The sequence below is a fragment of the Polyangium sorediatum genome (assembly GCF_029946465.1).
Taxonomy (GTDB): domain Bacteria; phylum Myxococcota_A; class Polyangia; order Polyangiales; family Polyangiaceae; genus Polyangium; species Polyangium fumosum.
In genome coordinates, this window is record NZ_JARZHI010000063.1 from 44,212 (window position 1) to 61,334 (window position 17,123).

General features: G+C 69.1%; 13 protein-coding genes. 11 read left to right on the forward strand and 2 right to left on the reverse strand.

The window, feature by feature from the left end:
• The first annotated feature begins 23 nt into the window (after positions 1 to 23).
• On the forward strand, positions 24 to 539 hold the full coding sequence (locus QHF89_RS39555; RefSeq protein ID WP_136969977.1) for a hypothetical protein: 516 nt from the start codon (positions 24 to 26) through the stop codon (positions 537 to 539).
• A 4-nt stretch (positions 540 to 543) separates the two neighbouring features.
• On the opposite strand, the gene QHF89_RS39560 is transcribed toward QHF89_RS39555, so the two are convergent.
• Positions 544 to 1,167, reverse strand: coding sequence for a hypothetical protein (locus tag QHF89_RS39560; RefSeq protein WP_136969976.1), 624 nt, complete (start codon positions 1,165 to 1,167; stop codon positions 544 to 546).
• Positions 1,168 to 1,335: 168 nt separating this feature from the next.
• Here QHF89_RS39560 and QHF89_RS39565 point away from each other — a divergent pair, with 168 nt between their 5' ends.
• From QHF89_RS39565 to QHF89_RS39580, 4 genes are all read left to right on the forward strand, one after another.
• The gene (locus tag QHF89_RS39565; RefSeq protein WP_136935756.1) at positions 1,336 to 3,510 is read left to right on the forward strand and encodes a cation:proton antiporter domain-containing protein; all 2,175 of its coding nucleotides are present in this window, start codon (positions 1,336 to 1,338) and stop codon (positions 3,508 to 3,510) included.
• Between the two features lie 19 nt (positions 3,511 to 3,529).
• A complete protein-coding gene (locus tag QHF89_RS39570; RefSeq protein WP_136969975.1) occupies positions 3,530 to 4,345 on the forward strand; it encodes a helix-turn-helix domain-containing protein in 816 nt (271 codons plus the stop codon).
• A gap of 348 nt (positions 4,346 to 4,693) precedes the next feature.
• Positions 4,694 to 5,119, forward strand: a complete 426-nt coding sequence (locus tag QHF89_RS39575) for a lipocalin-like domain-containing protein (protein ID WP_284721525.1) — start codon at positions 4,694 to 4,696, stop codon at positions 5,117 to 5,119.
• A 51-nt stretch (positions 5,120 to 5,170) separates the two neighbouring features.
• Complete coding sequence (locus tag QHF89_RS39580) at positions 5,171 to 10,870, forward strand: polyketide synthase (protein WP_284721526.1); 5,700 nt, start codon at positions 5,171 to 5,173, stop codon at positions 10,868 to 10,870.
• Between the two features lie 36 nt (positions 10,871 to 10,906).
• On the opposite strand, the gene QHF89_RS39585 is transcribed toward QHF89_RS39580, so the two are convergent.
• Entirely contained in the window at positions 10,907 to 11,881 is a 975-nt protein-coding gene (locus QHF89_RS39585; RefSeq protein WP_136969972.1) for an NAD(P)H-binding protein, read from the reverse strand.
• 92 nt (positions 11,882 to 11,973) lie between these two features.
• Here QHF89_RS39585 and QHF89_RS39590 point away from each other — a divergent pair, with 92 nt between their 5' ends.
• From QHF89_RS39590 to QHF89_RS39615, 6 genes are all read left to right on the forward strand, one after another.
• Positions 11,974 to 12,870 carry a LysR family transcriptional regulator gene (locus tag QHF89_RS39590; RefSeq protein WP_136969971.1) on the forward strand — a complete coding sequence of 299 codons (897 nt, stop codon included), beginning with the start codon at positions 11,974 to 11,976 and terminating at the stop codon, positions 12,868 to 12,870.
• Between the two features lie 275 nt (positions 12,871 to 13,145).
• Positions 13,146 to 14,018, forward strand: a complete 873-nt coding sequence (locus tag QHF89_RS39595) for a hypothetical protein (protein WP_136969970.1) — start codon at positions 13,146 to 13,148, stop codon at positions 14,016 to 14,018.
• Between the two features lie 64 nt (positions 14,019 to 14,082).
• Positions 14,083 to 14,964 carry an aldo/keto reductase gene (locus QHF89_RS39600; protein ID WP_136969969.1) on the forward strand — a complete coding sequence of 294 codons (882 nt, stop codon included), beginning with the start codon at positions 14,083 to 14,085 and terminating at the stop codon, positions 14,962 to 14,964.
• Between the two features lie 24 nt (positions 14,965 to 14,988).
• Entirely contained in the window at positions 14,989 to 15,774 is a 786-nt protein-coding gene (locus QHF89_RS39605; RefSeq protein ID WP_136969968.1) for an aldo/keto reductase, read from the forward strand.
• 188 nt (positions 15,775 to 15,962) lie between these two features.
• Positions 15,963 to 16,319, forward strand: coding sequence for a DUF6968 family protein (locus tag QHF89_RS50270; protein WP_425440854.1), 357 nt, complete (start codon positions 15,963 to 15,965; stop codon positions 16,317 to 16,319).
• Positions 16,320 to 16,469: 150 nt separating this feature from the next.
• Positions 16,470 to 16,691 (forward strand): hypothetical protein, encoded by a 222-nt coding sequence (locus tag QHF89_RS39615; protein WP_284721527.1) that lies wholly within the window; start codon positions 16,470 to 16,472, stop codon positions 16,689 to 16,691.
• The last annotated feature ends 432 nt before the right edge of the window (positions 16,692 to 17,123 follow it).

A 17,123-nucleotide genomic window follows, 5' to 3' on the forward strand; every position in this document is an offset into this window, starting at 1 on the left:
GCCTGCGCGGGAGGAGAGCGCCCATGAATCACGCATGGACCACGTCGTTGTTCGCGGCCGGCACGATCGCCGGGATGCTCTGGGGCGCGCCGGTCGCCGCGGAGGTCGAGGACGTCGTGTTGCCGCTTCGGGGGAGTGATGTCCGCCTGAGAAACGTCGCGACGGGCCTTTGCATCGCCCTCAACGCAGAGCACCAGGTTCGAACCTTGCCTTGCTCCGCGGACGTGTCCCGGCGCTGGAACCTGATGCCCCTCCGCAACGGCATGACGCAGATCCGATCCTGGAGCCCTGGGCGCACGGCCATGTGCCTGCATTCCCCCCCCGCGCCGAGCGAGGACGACCCGCTCATCTCCCTGGCCCCCTGCTTCGTCCCGCAATCCATGACCCTGTGGGAGATCCCCTTCTTCATGGATCCCGCGAGGATCTGCGTCCCGGATCAAACCCCGATGCTCTGCCTGGAGAGCGGCGACCCTGGCGAACCCCTCCGGTTGCGACACGCGGGGAGCGGCGCGGAGCAGCTCTGGCAGGCCGTGCCTTGAGGGCTCACCCCCGCCGCGGGGCGAACGCGAACCCGACGAGCGGCGCGAGCGCGGCGAGGCCGAAGAAGAAGAACCCCTCGCCCCACGAGGGAGCGGTGAAAAAAGGCTTCGGCGAGAAACGGAGCGAGATGCCGAGGACGAGCCCGCAGAGCCAGATCCCCCCGACGACGTGGCTGAAGCGCCGAAAGCCTTTGCGGAAGAACCCCCGCACGAGGCAACCGAGCGCGGCGAGGGCGACCCCGAGCCCGACCCAGACGAAGGGCTGGTAGCGGGACGTCGGCTCGATGAGGAGCAGGAGCGTCACGACGAGGACCATCCCGAGGGCGACGAGCGTCGACGCGACCGCGGGCACGCCGAAGAGCCACCGGCCGGGGGCCGCCCGCCTGGTTCCCTGCACGAGCCCGACGACACCGGCGACCAGCGGCGCGAACGCGAGGCACGCGAGGAGGACCACCGGCGCGGTGGCTCCGTCCGCCGCTTCGAGCAGCGACGCCGGGCCGCCGAACGGCAAGACGATCGGCGCGCAGAGCAGGAAGAGCGGCACGCCCGCGGCCATGGCCACGAGGCGATGGCGCTCCTCGGAGCGGTCGTTCGGCGCGTCGCGCGCGTCTCCAGGGCCGGTGTTCATCGGGGAAGCGGGGATGCTACCACCCAAGCCGACGACCGGAAGAGGCGGGCGAAGGCGGAGGCGAAGGCGACGGGCACATTTTCCGCGCCGTCCAGACTCGACTCGGGTCTTCCCATCGACGCGTTGCGTCTGGTAAGTGATAACTTATCACTCCAGGAGGACGCGCTCATGCACGCCATCACGCACAACCCGCTGACCCTGCTCATCCTGCAGATGACCATGGTCGTCGCCTTGTCACGGCTGCTCGGCGCCTTCCTCCGGCGCATCGGCCAACCCATGGTGGTCGCCGAGATCACCGCCGGCATCCTCCTCGGCCCCTCGCTGCTCGGGTGGCTCGCGCCGGGCGTGATGGACACGGTCTTCCCCAAGGCCTCGATGTCCCTGCTCGGCATGCTCAGCCAGGTCGGGCTCGTGCTCTTCATGTTCCTCATCGGGCTCGAGCTCGATCCGAAGCTGCTCAAGAACCGCGGCCACGCCTCCGTGGTCATCAGCCACACGAGCATCATCGTCCCCTTCGCGCTCGGCGCCCTCGTGGCCCCGTGGCTCCGCAGCCGCCTCTCCGAGCCTGACGTCCCGTTCAGCTCCTTCACGCTGTTCATGGGCGTCGCCATGAGCATCACGGCCTTCCCGGTCCTCGCGCGTATCCTCGCCGAGCGCCGGCTGCTCCGGAGCAAGGTCGGCGCCCTCGCCATCACCTGCGCCGCCGTCGACGACGTGACAGCCTGGTGCCTCCTCGCCTTCGTCGTCTCCGCCGTGCGCGCGACCGGCATCGACGGCGCCGTCCGCACGACCGTGCTCGCCCTCGGCTACATCGCCGTGATGCTCCTCGTCGTGCGGCCCTTTCTCGCGCGGCTCGGCGCGCGGAGCGGGACGCAGCCCGTCAACCAGAACGTCGTCGCCCTCGCGCTCCTGCTCCTGCTCGTCTCCAGCATGGTCACCGAGGCCATCGGGATCCACGCGCTCTTCGGCGCCTTCGTCCTCGGCGCCGCCATCCCCAAGGACGGCGGCCTCGCCGAGGCGCTCGCCCACAAGCTCGAAGACCTCGTCGTGGTGCTGCTCCTGCCGCTGTTCTTCGCCTACAGCGGCCTGCGGACGCAGATCGGGCTGCTCTCGAGCCCCCAGCACTGGGCCATCTGCGGCTTGCTCATCTTCCTCGCGTGCGCCGGCAAGTTCGGCGGCAGCGCCCTCGCCGCGCGCTTCACCGGCCTCGGCTGGCGCGAGTCGAGCGCCATCGGCATCCTCATGAACACGCGCGGCCTGATGGAGCTCGTCGTCCTCAACATGGGGCTCGATCTCGGCGTCATCTCGCCCACGCTGTTCACGATGATGGTGCTGATGGCGCTCTTCACGACGTTCATCACGACGCCGCTGCTCCAGTACGTCTACCCGTTCGAGCGCTTCGCCAAGGAGGTCGCGGGGGCCCCCGAGGCGACGCCGATGCCCGTGGCGCAGGCGCCGGTCTTCACGATGGTCATGTGCCTCGCCGACGAGCGGACGGGGCCCGGGATGGTCACGCTCGGCAGCGCGCTCGGCGGGCCCGAAGCGGCCGAACGGCTCTACGCCCTGCACCTCATCGAGCCCGATGATCGCGCCTCGTTCCTCCTCCGCCAGGAGCACGGGGGCGCCGCGGGCGAAGGCAAGGTGCTCGAACCGCTGCTCGCGCGGGCCAAATCGCTGACCTTGCCCGTCAAGCCCCTGAGCTTCGTCTCCGGCGAGCCCGCCGTCGACATCTGTCGCGTGGCCGAGGCCAAGCGCGCCGACCTCCTCCTGCTCGGCTGGCGCAAGCCGCTCATCGGCCGGTCGGCGCTCTCGGGGACGGTCGCCGAGGTCATGAAGCGCGCGCCCGCCGACGTCGGCGTACTCGTGGATCGCGGCCTCACGCAGATCCGCCGCGTCCTCGTGCCCTTCCTCGGCGGCCCGCACGACCGGGCGGCCTTGCGCCTCGCCAAGCGGATCACGCACATCGCCGGGGCCGACGTGACGGTGCTGCACGTGGTCTCGCCGGAGCGGAGCGGGGGCAAGGGGCTCGGGGGGAAGGCGCGCATGGAGGAGGTCTTCCGCGAGCCCGGCGCCTCGGGCCAGGTGAGGTTCGAGGTCGTGGAGCACGACGTCCCCTCCCAGGCGGCGCTCGCCGAGGCCAAGCGCGGGTACGACCTGGTCATCGTGGGCGCGGGGGCCGAGTGGGGCCTGGAGGAGCGCCTGTTCGGGCTGCACTCCGAGCGGATGATCCACGCCTGCCCCGTCTCGCTCCTCGTGGTCCGCCAGCAGGGCGACGCCCGCGCGGCCGCGAGGGCCTCGCGCGCCGTGGTGGTCCCGGCGACGCAGGAACAAGCTCCCTCCTGAGCCTCCAAGAGAGAACGACATGCACCTCGGAGCGACGATCCGCCTGCTGCGCCTGGACGCAGGTTTCTCCCTGCGGGACCTCGCGCAGCGTATCGGCGTCTCGAGCGCGTACTTGAGCCGCGTCGAGCACGGGCACGACGCCGTCCCGACCCCGGATCGCCTGGAGGCCATCGCGCGCGAGCTCGGCGTGCCTCCGCATTTGCTCGTCGGGGCCGCGCACAAGGTGGGCCCCGCCATCGAGGGATACGCCGAGGAGGTGCCGAGCGCGGGCATGTTGTTCCTGGACATCGCGCGAAGGAGGCTCGGGCCGGCGGAGATTGCGCGCATCCGGGCGTTCGTGGCGCGGGAGTTCCCGGCGCCCGAGCATGCCGAGGCGCGCCCGTCGATCGCCCGGCTGCTCGCGCCCGAGCGCGTCATCCTGCAGCTCACCTGCCCCGGGCTCGAGGACGCGATCGAGATCGCGGCGAGCCGGCTGCCGCGTCCGCCCGGCGGGCCGAGCGTGCAAGAGCTCGTGACGGAGATCCTCGCGCGGGAGCAGGCGGCCTCGGCGGCGCTCGGCGGCGGGGTGATGCTCCCGCACGGGGTCTTTGGATCGATGCCACCGTCTGCGGTGCTGGTGACGCTGGCGCGGCCGTTCTCGCTCCGCGAGGCGCCCGACGGCGTGCCGATCCGGCTGCTCCTGGTGCTGGTCCTCGGCGAGCCCTGCCGCAGGCACCTGGCCTTGCTCGCGCACGTCGCGCGCCTGTCGAGCGACGGCCTCGCGGATCGGATCGCCGCGGCGAAGAGCCCGGAAGAGGCGATCCGGGGCGTCGAGGAGATGGAGGACGGGGGCTAGGGCGCCGACCCGTTCGGCGCTCTGCGAGATCGCGAAGCGAGCTCGCCTCGGGGGGGTGAATCGACCGGGCTTTGCCCGGGCGAGAGGGGGGACGCGAGGCGTCCCCCTCGGGACAAAAGAGCGAGAACATCGAGCGGTTGTCAAACCGCTCGATGTTCTCGCAGGGCCCTCCGCCTCCGCCTCCGCTTCTGGTGATGCAACCTCGGCCGGATGGCCAGTTGATTGGCACACAAAGGGTCTATCTGCCGCGGCGGAAATCCAGGATCATGCCCCCGACGCACGCGCCTCACGCGCGGACGATGCGCTCGACGGCATCCGGATGTTCGCTCCACGATTCGAATGACCCTCATGAAAAACCTTATTGGAACCTGGCACCTCGTCTCCTTTGAAGTCCGCCGGATCGACGGCTCTATCGATTCCCCCATGGGCCCACACCCGCGAGGCCTGCTGATCTATACGGCGGATGGTCACATGGCCGCCCAGCTCTCGCACGCAGATCGCGACCCTTTTTCTTCGGGAGACATATGGTCTGCGACGCCGGAAGCGTTTCAAGCGGCATACACCAGCTACGTCGCCTATTACGGCCGGTACGAAGTGGATGAAGAAGGCGGTGTCGTTCGCCATCTCGTCGAGGGGAGCTTGTTCCCCAACTGGTGCGGCGGAGCGCAAGCAAGACAGGTCGCGCTCGACGGCGACCATCTCGTGCTCTCGTCTCCCTTCATCCGACACAGCCACCCCCAGGGATTGTCCGTGCTGCGCTGGAGGCGTGCCTGAGCCTTTGGTTTCAGGGCATCCCGTACTGAATCCTTGAAGGAAATGAGCCCCATGTCTGGATGGCTGGAAGACGACAGCAGGTGCATTCACCACCTCTTCTCCGAGCAAGCGGCCCGCTCCGGTCCCAGGGTCGCGCTGGAGTATGGCGACGCGCGCATGACGTACGCGGACCTCGAGGAAAGCTCCAACCGATTGGCGCAGCACCTTCGCACGCTGGGCGTGGGTCCGGACGTGTTCGTCGCCTTGTGCGTCGAGCGCTCCCTGCACATGCTGGTGGGCATCTTTGCGATCATGAAGGCAGGCGGCGCCTATGTGCCGATGGATCCTGCTTATCCGGACGAGCACTGGTCGTTCGTGTTCTCCGACATGAAGCCGCCTATCGTGCTGACGCAAGCCAGCCTGTTCTCCAGGGTGAGCCGGTACGGGGCGCACGTGATATGCCTGGACGAAGAGTCGTTCCGCTGGGCCCCTCTCCCACCGACGGTGCCCCGGAGTGGCGTGACGCCGGATCATGCGGCGTACGTCATCTACACGTCGGGATCCACGGGGCGACCGAAGGGCGTCGTCGTCGAACATCGTGGTCTGGTCGGGCGCATCTCGACGCTGCAAGCCGCGCTCCCGGTCACCAGCGAGGATCGCATCCTCCAACATGTTTCGATCGCGTTCGATGGCGCCGTTTACGAGTGGTTTTGGGCGCTCTTCGGCGGGGCCACGCTCGTGCTGCGATCGCCGTCGCGTGGTGTGGACGAGCTCCTCGCGACAGGTGGCATTTCGGGGGCGTTCCTGCCGCCGGCCATCGCGTCGGTGCTTCCATGCCGCGCCCCCGCCTTGCGACAGCTCGTCTTTTCGGGAGATCGAGCCCCCATCGACGTCGTCAAACGATGGGCCGTGGGCCGAAAGCTGGTCAATATCTATGGCCCCACGGAGTTCTCCATCTGGGCAACCTCCTACGACTACGACCCGGCGAGCCCCGACGCCTTCCCCATTGGTCGTCCGCTCCCAGGCGTGCGCGTCTACCTCCTGGACGATGCGCGCTGCGCTGTGCCGCCCGGGGCGACAGGCGAAATCTGTCTCGCGGGAGCAGGGATCGCCCGGGGTTATCTCGGTCGGCCCGACCTGACGGCCGAACGTTTCCCCCGAGATCCATTCTCGAACGTCCCGGGAGCGCGGATGTACCGCACCGGCGACCTGGGCCGCTGGGACGACCGAGGCGAGCTCGAATTCCTCGGGCGTACCGATCATCAGGTCAAAATAAGCGGCTTCAGGGTCGAACTGGCCGAGATCGAGTCGGCGCTCGAGGCGCACCCGTCCGTGCGCGCGTCCGCCGTGATCGTGCGTGATGACAATGCCGCGGGAAAACACCTCATCGCGTACGTCGCTGCTGAAAGAGATCGGTGTACCCCCGCCGCGTTGAAACAGTTCCTTCGAACGAAGTTGCCCGAGCACATGGTGCCGCGTTCCTTCGAGTTTCTCGACGCGTTGCCGCTCACGGTCAACGGCAAAGTGGATCGCGTGACGCTCTCCGCGACGGCTTTGGCCGGTCCCACGACGCTCGTCCGCGGCGAGCACCAGGCGCGTGGCACTGCCGTCACGCAGACCCATGCGCAGGATCGGCGAATCGCAATGGTAAGGCACGTGCTCGAGCAGGTCGGGCAACTGCTCCACGTCGAGCCGTCGAGCCTCGATCGCAACACGCCCATCAAGGAGCTGCTCGATTCACTGCTGATCCTCAAGCTGCGCGCGCAGCTCGAAGCCAGCGTGGCCGTCCCCGTTCCGATGAGCGCGCTCTTCACGTATCCCACCCTCGCCGCGCTTTCCGAATACCTCGTCCTCCGCGCCCACCCCGACGCCCGCGCCGCGGACATGGACGTCGGGTCCACGAGCGAGGCCCCGAGCACCACGCCCAGCGGGAGCGCACGCACCGAGCCCATTGCGATCATCGGCATGGCGAGCCGTTTCCCGGGCGGCGGCGCTGGGCCCGAGGCATTCTTCCTCGCTCTTCAGGGGGGCATGGACGCGATCCGCCCCCTTCCGCGCGAGCGGTGGCCCTCCGAGGCGCTCGCCGAGGATCCCTCGGTGCCCCCCTGCGCCGGGCTCCTGGATGACATCGACAAGTTCGATGCGGCCTTCTTCGGCATCTCGCCGCGCGAGGCGGTGCAACTGGATCCTCAACAGCGCCTGCTCCTGGAGGTCGCGTGGGAGGCCATCGAGCGTTCCGGGCAGCCTGCCGAGCGCCTCTTCGGCAGCCGGACAGGGGTGTTCATCGGCCTGAGCTCGGCGGACTACGAGCAGCGCATTCGAGAGGCCGGGGACGTGGATGCATACAGTGGAACAGGGAACGCGGCCAGCACGGCGGCTGGGCGGATCTCCTACGTCCTCGGGCTCCAGGGTCCGAGCATCTCCGTCGACACGGCGTGCTCCTCGTCTTTGGTGGCGGTGCATCTGGCCTGCCAGAGCCTCCGGGCAGGCGAGAGCGGACTGGCGATTGCCGGAGGCGTGAACGTGCTCCTCGATCCGGTGCGTACGCGGATGATGGCTCGCATGCAGGCGCTCTCGCCCGAGGGCCGGTGCAAGACGTTCGACGCACGCGCGGACGGGTATGTGCGTGCGGAGGGGTGCGGCGTCGTGGTGCTCAAGCGCCTCTCGGAGGCGGAGCGGGATGGAGATCCGATTCTGGCCGTGATCTTGGGCTCCGCCGTGAACCAAGACGGTCGTTCGTCCGGATTGACGGCGCCGAGCGTGCGCGCACAAGAGGCGATGCTGCGACAGGCGCTGGAGCACGCGCATGTCCCGGCGGAGGACATCGGGTATATCGAGACCCACGGGACCGGCACGCCCCTCGGGGATCCCATTGAATTCGAGGCCCTGCGGGCCGTGCTCGGCGCCCCGCGTCGCGACGGCGCGCCTTGTCATCTCGGCGCCGTCAAGACGAACGTGGGGCACATGGAGAGCGCCGCTGGCATCGGTGGCCTGATCAAGGCGGTCCTCTGTGTGCGCCAAGGGATCCTACCGGGCAACCTTCATTTCGAGGTCCTCAACCCGCAAATCTCCCTGGAGGGCACGCCCTTCGTGATTCCCACGAAAACAGTGGAATGGGACACGAGAGGCAAGCCCCGCCGCGCTGGCGTGAGCGCGTTCGGGGTGAGCGGCACCAACGCCCACGTGGTGATCGGAGAGGCCCCGCGCGCAGCGGAGCCCTCGGCGCAGGCGTGGGAGGACACCTGCCACCTCCTACCGATCTCGGCGAAGACGCCGGAGGCGCTTCTCGCGCGCGTGGCAGCCTATCGGGGTTGGTTGGTCGAGGCCGACGCACCTCTTTCGGACATCGCCTATACGGCCAGCGTGCGGCGCAGCCATCATGAGCAAAGGCTCTCGGTGGTCGGTACGTCGCGCCAGGAGATCGCAGCGGCCCTGGACGCATACGTGCGTGGAGAAAGGCATGCGGGCCTCCTGGAGGGCAGGGCGCCGGCCGATCCGCCGAGGATCCTCTTCGTATTTTCCGGTCAGGGATCCCAGTGGGTAGGCATGTGCCGGCAGCTCCTCCATCGAGAGCCCGTGTTCCATGAGGAAATGGCTGCATGCGACGAGGCCCTACGCCGCGCGGCCGGGTTTTCCGTCATCGAGGAGCTTCATGCGCCCGAAGATCGCTCGCGGCTCGGGCAGATGGACGTCGTGCAGCCGGTGCTCTTTGCCATCCAGGTAGCGCTCGCTTCGTTATGGCAATCGTGGGGCGTCGTGCCCGAAGCCGTCGTGGGCCACAGCATGGGCGAGGTCGCCGCGGCGCACGTGGCCGGGGCGCTCTCGCGTGAAGATGCGGCGGCGATCATCTCCCATCGCAGCCGCCTCCTGCGCAAGGTGCGGGGCGAAGGGGCCATGGCGCTCGTGGAGCTCAGCGTCGCCGACGCTGAGCGGGCGCTCGGCGGACATGCGCCTCGGCTGGTGGTCGCGGCGAGCAATGGGCCTCGTTCCACCTTGATCGCTGGGGAGTCGACGGCTCTCGCGGAGGTGCTCGCCGGGCTCGAGGCGCAGGGTGTGTTCTGCCGCATCCTGAAGGTGGAGGTGGCGTCCCATTCTCCCCAGGTGGATCCTGTCCTCGACGAGCTCATCGCGACGCTCGCGGGCGTGTCACCCAGGCCCACGCGGATCCCCATGTGGTCCACCGTCACGGCTGCGCTGGTGCGGGGGGATGAGCTCGGCGCCGAATACTGGGCGGCCAATGTGCGGCGCCCCGTCCTGTTCTCCGACGTCGTGGCGCAATGCATTCGCGGAAGGCAGACGCTCTTCCTGGAGATGAGCCCGCATCCGATCTTGTGCCCCTCGATCGAAGAGCAGCTCCGCGTGGACCGGGCGGACGGCGCGGCCCTCGCATCGCTGCGACGGGGACAGGATGAGCGTGCGTGCTTGCTCGGGTCCCTTGGAGCGCTGCACGTGCGTGGCCAGCCCATCGACTTTCGCCGGCTGTATCCCGGCGGGCGGGTGACCTCGCTGCCCACCTACCCATGGCAGCGAAAGCGATACTGGATCCATGACGGTGTTCCCCAACCGATCCCGCCCGCGTCGCGTGTGAACGGCGCCTCGCCCGACCCGGGTTCCTCGCCGAGCCCCAGCACAGCTCCGTGTACGCTTGGCGAACAGGAGGCGCCACGCGCGCCCAGTTCGCCCCTCGATGCGCTCGGCGACATGCCCGCTGACGAGCGGCGGCGTCGACTGGAGGATCACCTCGCGGAGTACGCTGCGATGGTCCTGCGCATGGACGTTTCGGCCATCGACCGCGACGCGGCGCTGCCGCGGCTCGGCATGGATTCGATGATGAGCCTCGAGTTACGCAACCGGATCGAGGCGAGCACGAAGGTACGACTCTCTGCCGCCATGCTCTTCGCGTATCCGAGCGTCCGCGAGCTCGCCTCCCATCTCCTGGAGAAAGCGCTCGGCCTGCCCCGCCTGGAGACCGCTTCGGGGCCAAACGAGGTGACGTCGGGCCACCATGGCCCCGGCGCCTCGTCACCATGGATGCATGGGCCGAGCCCCAGGACCGACGCGCGTGTGCGCTTGTATTGCTTCCCCTATGCCGGCGGAGGAGCGTCGTGGTACGCGCGTTGGCCCACGCTTTTGCCCTCGTGGATCGAGGTATGTCCGATCCAGCTTCCAGGCCGGGAAGAGCGCATCCGTGAACCTGCGCTCTGCGACGTCGAGCGCCTCGTGGATGCCTTGGTCGACGTGCTCGACGGCTCCGTGGAGCGCCCTTTTGCGCTCTTCGGCTACAGCGTGGGTGGCCTGGTTGCCTTCGAGCTCGCATCCAGGCTGTGCAAACGACGCGGGGTGACCCCGGCGCACCTGTTCCTTGCGGCGATCGCCCCGCCGGACCGACTCCCCCCGACGCGGCACAGGCTGGCCGAATTGATGTCCACGGAGGAGACGGAACGAGAGGCCCTGCACATGATGCAGAAAATGGGAATGTCATCGCCATCCTTGTCGACCAACCACGAGGACTGGGAAGCCGTGCGGCCGGCGCTTCGCGCAGACCTGACCGCATTGTCCAGGTATCGATCCGGGAATACCAGCCCCCTTCCCTGTCCGATCACGGCCTTCGGAGGTCGTGAAGATCCCATCGTCAGCCGGGAGGATTTGCTCGCCTGGCACGCGCTCACGACCAATGCGTTTCGGCTGGTCACGGCGCCTGGTGCTCACCTGTCCCTCGACATCCGGACGATGGGTCTGCACATCACGCGGGATCTGTTCCATGGCAGCTAGCCCCCTCGGCCGCCCACGGCCAAAGCCCAAAGGGCCCTAGCGATCGATGCAACCAAGCCCCAAAAGCGTCGCCCGCACCGCCTCCTCCAGCGGCGTGTGCGGCTCGCTGCCCAGCACCACGCGCAGCCGCTGGTTGTCCATGCGGATCGGCTGCTGCCACAGGTAGCGCATCTCCTTCAGCTCGCGAAACAGCGGCACGAAGGGCGCGGCGAGCCCGAGCGCCCACCACGGGAAGGCGCGAACCTTCGGCGCCGCGCCGCCCGCCTCTGCCGCCACCACGCGGCGGATCGCATGCACCATGCGCGTCCCGTCCTCGTCCCAATGGCCGGCCATGTGGTACCTCGCGAAGGCCGGGAGCGCCTCCTCGCGCTCGATCAGCTCGACCATCGTCTTCGCCACGTCGGGCAGATAGGACCACTGGTGCCCGATGCCACGGCGGCCCGGGTCCTGGATCGTCCGGACGGGCTTGCCCGGCTGCACGAGGCCTTGCGAGAACCAGTTGTTGCCCGCCCGCGGGCCGAAATAGTCACCGGCGCGCACGATCAAGCTGCGCACGCCGGAGGCGGACGCGGCGCGCAGCCTGCGCTCCATCTCGACGCGGATCGCGCCCTTCTGCGTGACCGGGTCCTGCGGTGAATCCTCGTCCAGCACCGGGAACGCATTGGGCCCGTAGTTGTAGACGGTGCCGGGCAGCACGAGGCGCGCGCCGACGGCCCGCGCGGCGGCAAGGCTGTTCTCCAGCATCGGCAGCACGAGCTCGCTCCAGCGCCGGTAGCCCGGCGGGTTGACGGCGTGCACGAGGATCGACGCGCCCTCGGCCGCCCGCAGCACATCCTCGCCGCGCATCGCGTCGCCTTGCCTCCACACGAGCCCCTCGTCCTGCGCCCCCACGCGCGCCGCATCCCGATGCAGGGCCCGCACCACAAACCCCCGATCGCGCAGATGTCGCGCCACTTCGCCGCCGATGCCGCCGGTCGCGCCCAGCACGAGGACCGTCTTCTTGCTCGCCATGATCTCCTCCTCGGTGTCGATGGCTGCAAGTGTGGGCTCCGAGCGCTCCTATGAAAATGGCACGAGGTTATGCATCGGCTATACGCTTTTGTATGACGACTGCGGAGCCCGGATGGGAGCTCTATCGCTCGTTCCTCGGCGTGGTGAAGGAGGGCTCCTTGTCCGGCGCGGCGCGCTCGCTCGGGCTCACGCAGCCGACCGTCGGCCGGCACGTGGAGGCGCTGGAGCAGGCGCTCGGCCTCGCCTTGTTCACGCGCTCGCAGCACGGCCTCGCGCCCACGGAGGCCGCGCTCGCGCTCCAGCCTTACGCCGAGACGCTGGCCGCGACCGTGGCGGCCCTGCTGCGCGTGGCGTCGAGCCAGGGCGACGGGGTGCGCGGCACCGTGCGGATCACGGCCAGCGAGGTGGTCGGCGTCGAGGTGCTGCCGCCCATCCTGGCCGCGCTGCGGGAAGAACACCCCGGGCTCCGGATCGAGCTCACGCTGACGAACCGCCTCGAAGACCTGCTGCAGCGCGAGGCCGACATCGCCGTGCGGATGGTGCGCCCGACCCAGGACGTGCTGGTCGCCCGCCGCGTCGGGGACATCGAGCTCGGCCTGCACGCGCACGAGGACTACCTCACCCGCCACGGCACGCCGCGGAGCTGGAGCGAGCTGATGAGCGGCCACGCGCTCATCGGGTTCGACCGCGAGACGGCATTCCTCCGCAGCGCGCGCGAAAAACTCGGCCCGCTGCGCCGCGACACCTTTGGCCTCCGGGCCGACAGCGACCTCGCCCAGCTCGCCGCGATCCGCGCCGGCTGCGGCATCGGCATCTGCCAGGTCGGCCTCGCCCGGCGCGACGCGCGCCTCGTCCGCGTAATGCCGAAGGCCTTTTCGATGCCGCTCGACACCTGGGTCGCCATGCACATGGACCTGCGGGACAGCCCGCGTTGCCGCGTCGCCTTCGAGGCCGTGGCGGCTGGGCTGAAACGTTACATCGAGGCGTGAATCGGCCGGGACGGCGCGGGCGACCGCGCAGAATCCTGGGAACTCGCGCCGCCTCCCAGGCGTCTGCCCCCTCCCGCGAGGTACCGCCCATGCTCCCGTCAAACGCCGCCGCTCCCGCTTCCGCCGCCGCTCCCGCTTCCGCCGCCGCTCCCGCTTCCGCCGCCGCTCCCGCTTCCGCCGCCGCTCCCGCTTCCGCCGCCGCTCCCGCCCACGCTCCCGGCCGTGTCCCTCGCCTCTCGCTCCCGTACGCTGTCCTCGGCGCCGTCGGCGGATGGATGGCCGCCGACTTCTTCCGCGTCGGCGCCCTCAAAGCCATGGATGCCGGCCTCCGCCCCTCGTTCGTCGTCGTCACCCCGCTCTGCGCCCTCCTCCTCGGTGTCCTCGTCCAGCCCACCGTCCAATGGCCCCGCCGCGCCGCCGCGTTCTTCGCGGCCGCCGTGGGCGTCCTCTCGGCGGGGCTCCTCGGCGGCGCGCTCATCGGCGTCATGCGCTGGTCGCGCTGGGGCCTCGGCGAGGGCGCGGCCACGGGGTTCGTCTGCGCGCTCGGGTTCTTGCCCGCCTTTGCCCTCGTCCTCGCCGCTGCCCGCCGCGTCGGCCGCGCCCGGCCCGGCTCCCTCGTCGATCGCGCCGATCGCCGCGCCGTCTGGCTCGCCGTCGCCGTCAGCGTCGCCCTCGGCACCCTCGCCGCCCTGCCCGACTGGAACGTCTTCCCTACCGGCGTCCGCCCCTCCCTCGAAGTCTCGCGCACCTTCGGCCTCGCCGCGGTCGCCGCCATCGTCGCGCTTTGCCTCGGCGACGCCGTCGCCCTCGTCCGTGCGCTCCGCGTCGAGCGCCTCCTGCCCGTGATGCGCTCCGCGTCCGGGGACGACCCGCGTGTCGCCTGGTCGCCGCGCAAGCTCGATCTCGGCCTCGGCGACGAGACGCGCGCGTCGGTGCTCTCGGCCGCCGTCGTTTATCGCGAGCACGACCGGGTCCTTTCCGTCGTCCGCGGCAATCCGCGGGACGCGCGCCGCGCCCTCCTCGGCGCGTTTGCTTGTGGCGTCGTCGCCCTCGGCGTGGGCGGCGCTTGCGTCAGCCTCACGGGCGCGCGCACCGCGAGCGCGGCCGAAACGCAGGCGCCCGCTCCGATTGCCGCCGAAGCACGATAACCTTTCGTGCACCTGCCTTGCGCCTCCCGGATCCTCCGTGCCACCTTCGTGCCGGAGGATCCTGATGCCTGCATCCTTTTCCCCCGTCCGCCTCGGCCGTAGCCCCCTCGACGTCGTGCCCCTCGGGCTCGCGTCGGCGTACGGCGCCAAAGGGAGCGACGTCGAGTACGCCTTCGAGCGCGGGCTCGACTTCTTTTACTGGGGCTCCTACCGCACGCCCGATTTCGGCGCGGGCTTGAAGCGCCTTGGCAAGCGCTCGCGCGAGCGGATGAAGGTCGTCGTCCAGAGCTACGCGCGCTCGGCTTCGGGCATCGGCCAATCCCTCGAAAAGGCGCTGCGCCAGCTCGAAATGGACCACGCGGACGTCCTGCTCCTCGGCTGGTGGAACCTCCCGCCGAAAGAGGAGATCCTCGACGCCGCCGCGGATCTCGTGCGCCGGGGCCGCGCGCGTGCGCTCATGATCTCTTGCCACAACCGCCCCGCGTTCAAGAACTTCGCCGCCGATCCGCGCATCGACCTCCTGATGGTCCGTTACAACGCGGCGCACCCCGGCGCCGACAAGGACGTCTTTCCGCACCTGCCGGATCCGCGCCCTGGCATCGTCACGTACACCTCGACCTCGTGGGGCCAGCTCCTCGACCGCAAGCTCGTCCCCGCGGACGAGCGTTTGCCACGCGCGGCGGATTGTTACCGGTTCGCCCTCTCGAACCCGAACATCGGCGCCTGCTGGGCGGGCGCGAAGGACGCGGCGCAGCTCGACGAGGCCCTGAAGGCGCTCGAAGAGGGGCCGATGAGCGAGGAGGAGCTCGCGTGGATGCATCGGATCGGGGCGCGGGTGCGGGAGACGACGCAGCTCCAGGCGCGCGGGATGGGGATCGCGGATCGGCTGGTCAACCTCTACTCGGGTTTTGGATTCCGCACGACATCGGAACTGGGCGAACGCTGACCGGACCGTGATAACGTGGGGGGCATGAACGACTGGTTGCATGCGACCCCCTCGGCGCTGCGCGGCAAGCGCGCATTTCGGCTTGGCCTCGCGGCGAACTACGGCATCGACGAGGACGGCGTGCGCGCCGCGATCGATCGGGGCGTGAACGTCTTCTTGTGGACCACGGGAAACAAGGGGATGCGCGCGCCCGTCAAGGCGGCGATGGGCACGCGGCGCGACGAGATGTCCGTGATTGGCTTCGCGAAGATCGGCTGGTTCGGCTGGGGCGTGCGTTCGGGCGCCGAAAAGCTCCTGCGCGAGCTCGGCACCGATCACCTCGACGTGTACCTGCTCGGCTGGCTCGGCACGGGCTCGGCGTGGACGGAGGCGACACAAAAGGAGCTGCTGCACCTGCGCGAGAGCGGCAAGGTCCGCTCGATCGGCGTGAGCATTCACGACCGCCCGCGCGCAGGGACGCTCGCCGCGGACTCGCCGCTCGATCTTTTGATGTTGCGTTACAACGCGGCGCACCCGGGCGCCGAGCGCGACGTGTTCCCGCACGTGAAAGACCATGCGCCCTCGGTGCTCGCGTACACGGCGACGGCGTGGCGGAAGCTCTTGAAGCGCCCGAGCGGCTGGGACGGGCCCGTGATGAGCGCGGGTGACTGTTATCGATTCCAGCTCTCGAGCCCGCACGTGGACCTGGCGCTGACGGGGCCGAAGAACCGGGCCGAGCTCGAGGACAATCTCGCGGCGGTCGAAAAAGGGCCGCTCAGCGAGGACGAGGCGAAGTGGATGCGGGAGTTCGGGCGGAAGGTGCACGGGTAGGGGCGCACCGGCTGCTGTCGCGAGAGTGTGCAGACAAACGAAAGTACAAAACGAAGCTGCAACAAAGCTTGTGCCGTGGGGCGGCATCGGAGGAACACGGGCGTTGCTTGAAGCAATGTAACCACAACAAGTGAACACGGAACATCTCGACCGCTCGCAAAACCCACACCGGAGCAAAAAGCAACGCCATGACAGCGACGCCCCCCATCGCTCTCGAACCCATCGCGGAACGCGAACTCGAGTATCGGGACACGCCCGACGCTCCTGCGCGCAAGGCTGTCATCAGGATCGGGAGGCCTCGACACGTGCCACCACCTCCAGGGGAGGAAGACGTGACGGCTGACTACTGGGTTTGCCCCTACGAGATCACGATCGAGGAGGGAAATGACCGCTCATCGCACGCCTACGGCGCAGATTCGATCCAGGCATTACAGCTTGCCATTTCCAAGATCGGAGTGGAATTGCGGCATCTTTTCCCCGGACATTTCACGATGGACGGCAACTCCGAAATAGGCTTTCCGGTGACCGACAATGGCGTGACGTAGGCTGGGCCCGCGCGCAGGCGCGCTCGCCGCGGACTCGCCGCTCGACCTCTTGATGCTGCGTTACAACGCGGCGCACCCGGGCGCCGAGCGCGACGTGTCTCCTCACGTAAAAGACCATGCGCCTTCGGTGTTCGCGTACACGGCGACGGCGTGGCGGAAGCTCCTGAAGCGGCCGAAGGGCTAGGACGGGCCTGTGATGGCGCGGGCGACTGTTATCGATTCCAGCTCTCGAGCCCGCACGTGGACCTGGCGCTGACGGGGCCGAAGAACCGGGCCGAGCTCGAAGACAACCTCGCGGCGGTCGAGAAAGGGCCGCTCAGCGAAGACGAGGCGAAGTGGATGCGGGAGTTCGGGCGGAAGGTGCACGGGTAGACGGTCTCGCGTCCGAGCCTTCGGCGTTCGTGTCCGAGCCTTCGGCGTTCGCGTCCGAGCCTTCGGCGTTCGCGTCCGAGCCTTCGGCGTTCGCGTCCGAGCCTTCGGCGTTCGCGTCCGAGCGGGACCCCCTTCGCGTTCTAGCCCTCGGCGTTCGCGTTCTAGCCCTCGGCGTTCGCGTACGAGCCCTCGGCGTTCGCGTACGAGCCCTCGACGTTCGAGTACGAGCCCTCGACGGGTACTGGGCAAAGTTGACCAACCCCCTCCGATCGACCCCCCTGGAGTCCCTTCAAACTTGACCAGTCGTAAGTCCTCGCCGCCCCCCGTCCTGACGTCCCGTGGCCCCCGTGCCCAGGCTCCCAACCGGAAGGAGCCTCAACATGCATACGGAACAACAAGCGGCGGCCATTCGTGCGGAGGTCTCGCGCATCG

What these genes read in the sequence shown, in the direction of transcription:
- QHF89_RS39580 (WP_284721526.1), top strand. Translation starts at nt 5,171, where the DNA reads ATGTCTGGATGGCTGGAAGACGACAGCAGGTGCATTCACCACCTCTTC.
- QHF89_RS39565 (WP_136935756.1), top strand. Translation starts at nt 1,336, where the DNA reads ATGCACGCCATCACGCACAACCCGCTGACCCTGCTCATCCTGCAGATG.
- QHF89_RS39590 (WP_136969971.1), top strand. Translation starts at nt 11,974, where the DNA reads ATGACGACTGCGGAGCCCGGATGGGAGCTCTATCGCTCGTTCCTCGGC.
- QHF89_RS39605 (WP_136969968.1), top strand. Translation starts at nt 14,989, where the DNA reads ATGAACGACTGGTTGCATGCGACCCCCTCGGCGCTGCGCGGCAAGCGC.
- QHF89_RS50270 (WP_425440854.1), top strand. Translation starts at nt 15,963, where the DNA reads ATGACAGCGACGCCCCCCATCGCTCTCGAACCCATCGCGGAACGCGAA.
- QHF89_RS39585 (WP_136969972.1), bottom strand. Translation starts at nt 11,881, where the DNA reads ATGGCGAGCAAGAAGACGGTCCTCGTGCTGGGCGCGACCGGCGGCATC.
- QHF89_RS39560 (WP_136969976.1), bottom strand. Translation starts at nt 1,167, where the DNA reads ATGAACACCGGCCCTGGAGACGCGCGCGACGCGCCGAACGACCGCTCC.
- QHF89_RS39575 (WP_284721525.1), top strand. Translation starts at nt 4,694, where the DNA reads ATGAAAAACCTTATTGGAACCTGGCACCTCGTCTCCTTTGAAGTCCGC.
- QHF89_RS39595 (WP_136969970.1), top strand. Translation starts at nt 13,146, where the DNA reads ATGGCCGCCGACTTCTTCCGCGTCGGCGCCCTCAAAGCCATGGATGCC.
- QHF89_RS39555 (WP_136969977.1), top strand. Translation starts at nt 24, where the DNA reads ATGAATCACGCATGGACCACGTCGTTGTTCGCGGCCGGCACGATCGCC.
- QHF89_RS39600 (WP_136969969.1), top strand. Translation starts at nt 14,083, where the DNA reads ATGCCTGCATCCTTTTCCCCCGTCCGCCTCGGCCGTAGCCCCCTCGAC.
- QHF89_RS39570 (WP_136969975.1), top strand. Translation starts at nt 3,530, where the DNA reads ATGCACCTCGGAGCGACGATCCGCCTGCTGCGCCTGGACGCAGGTTTC.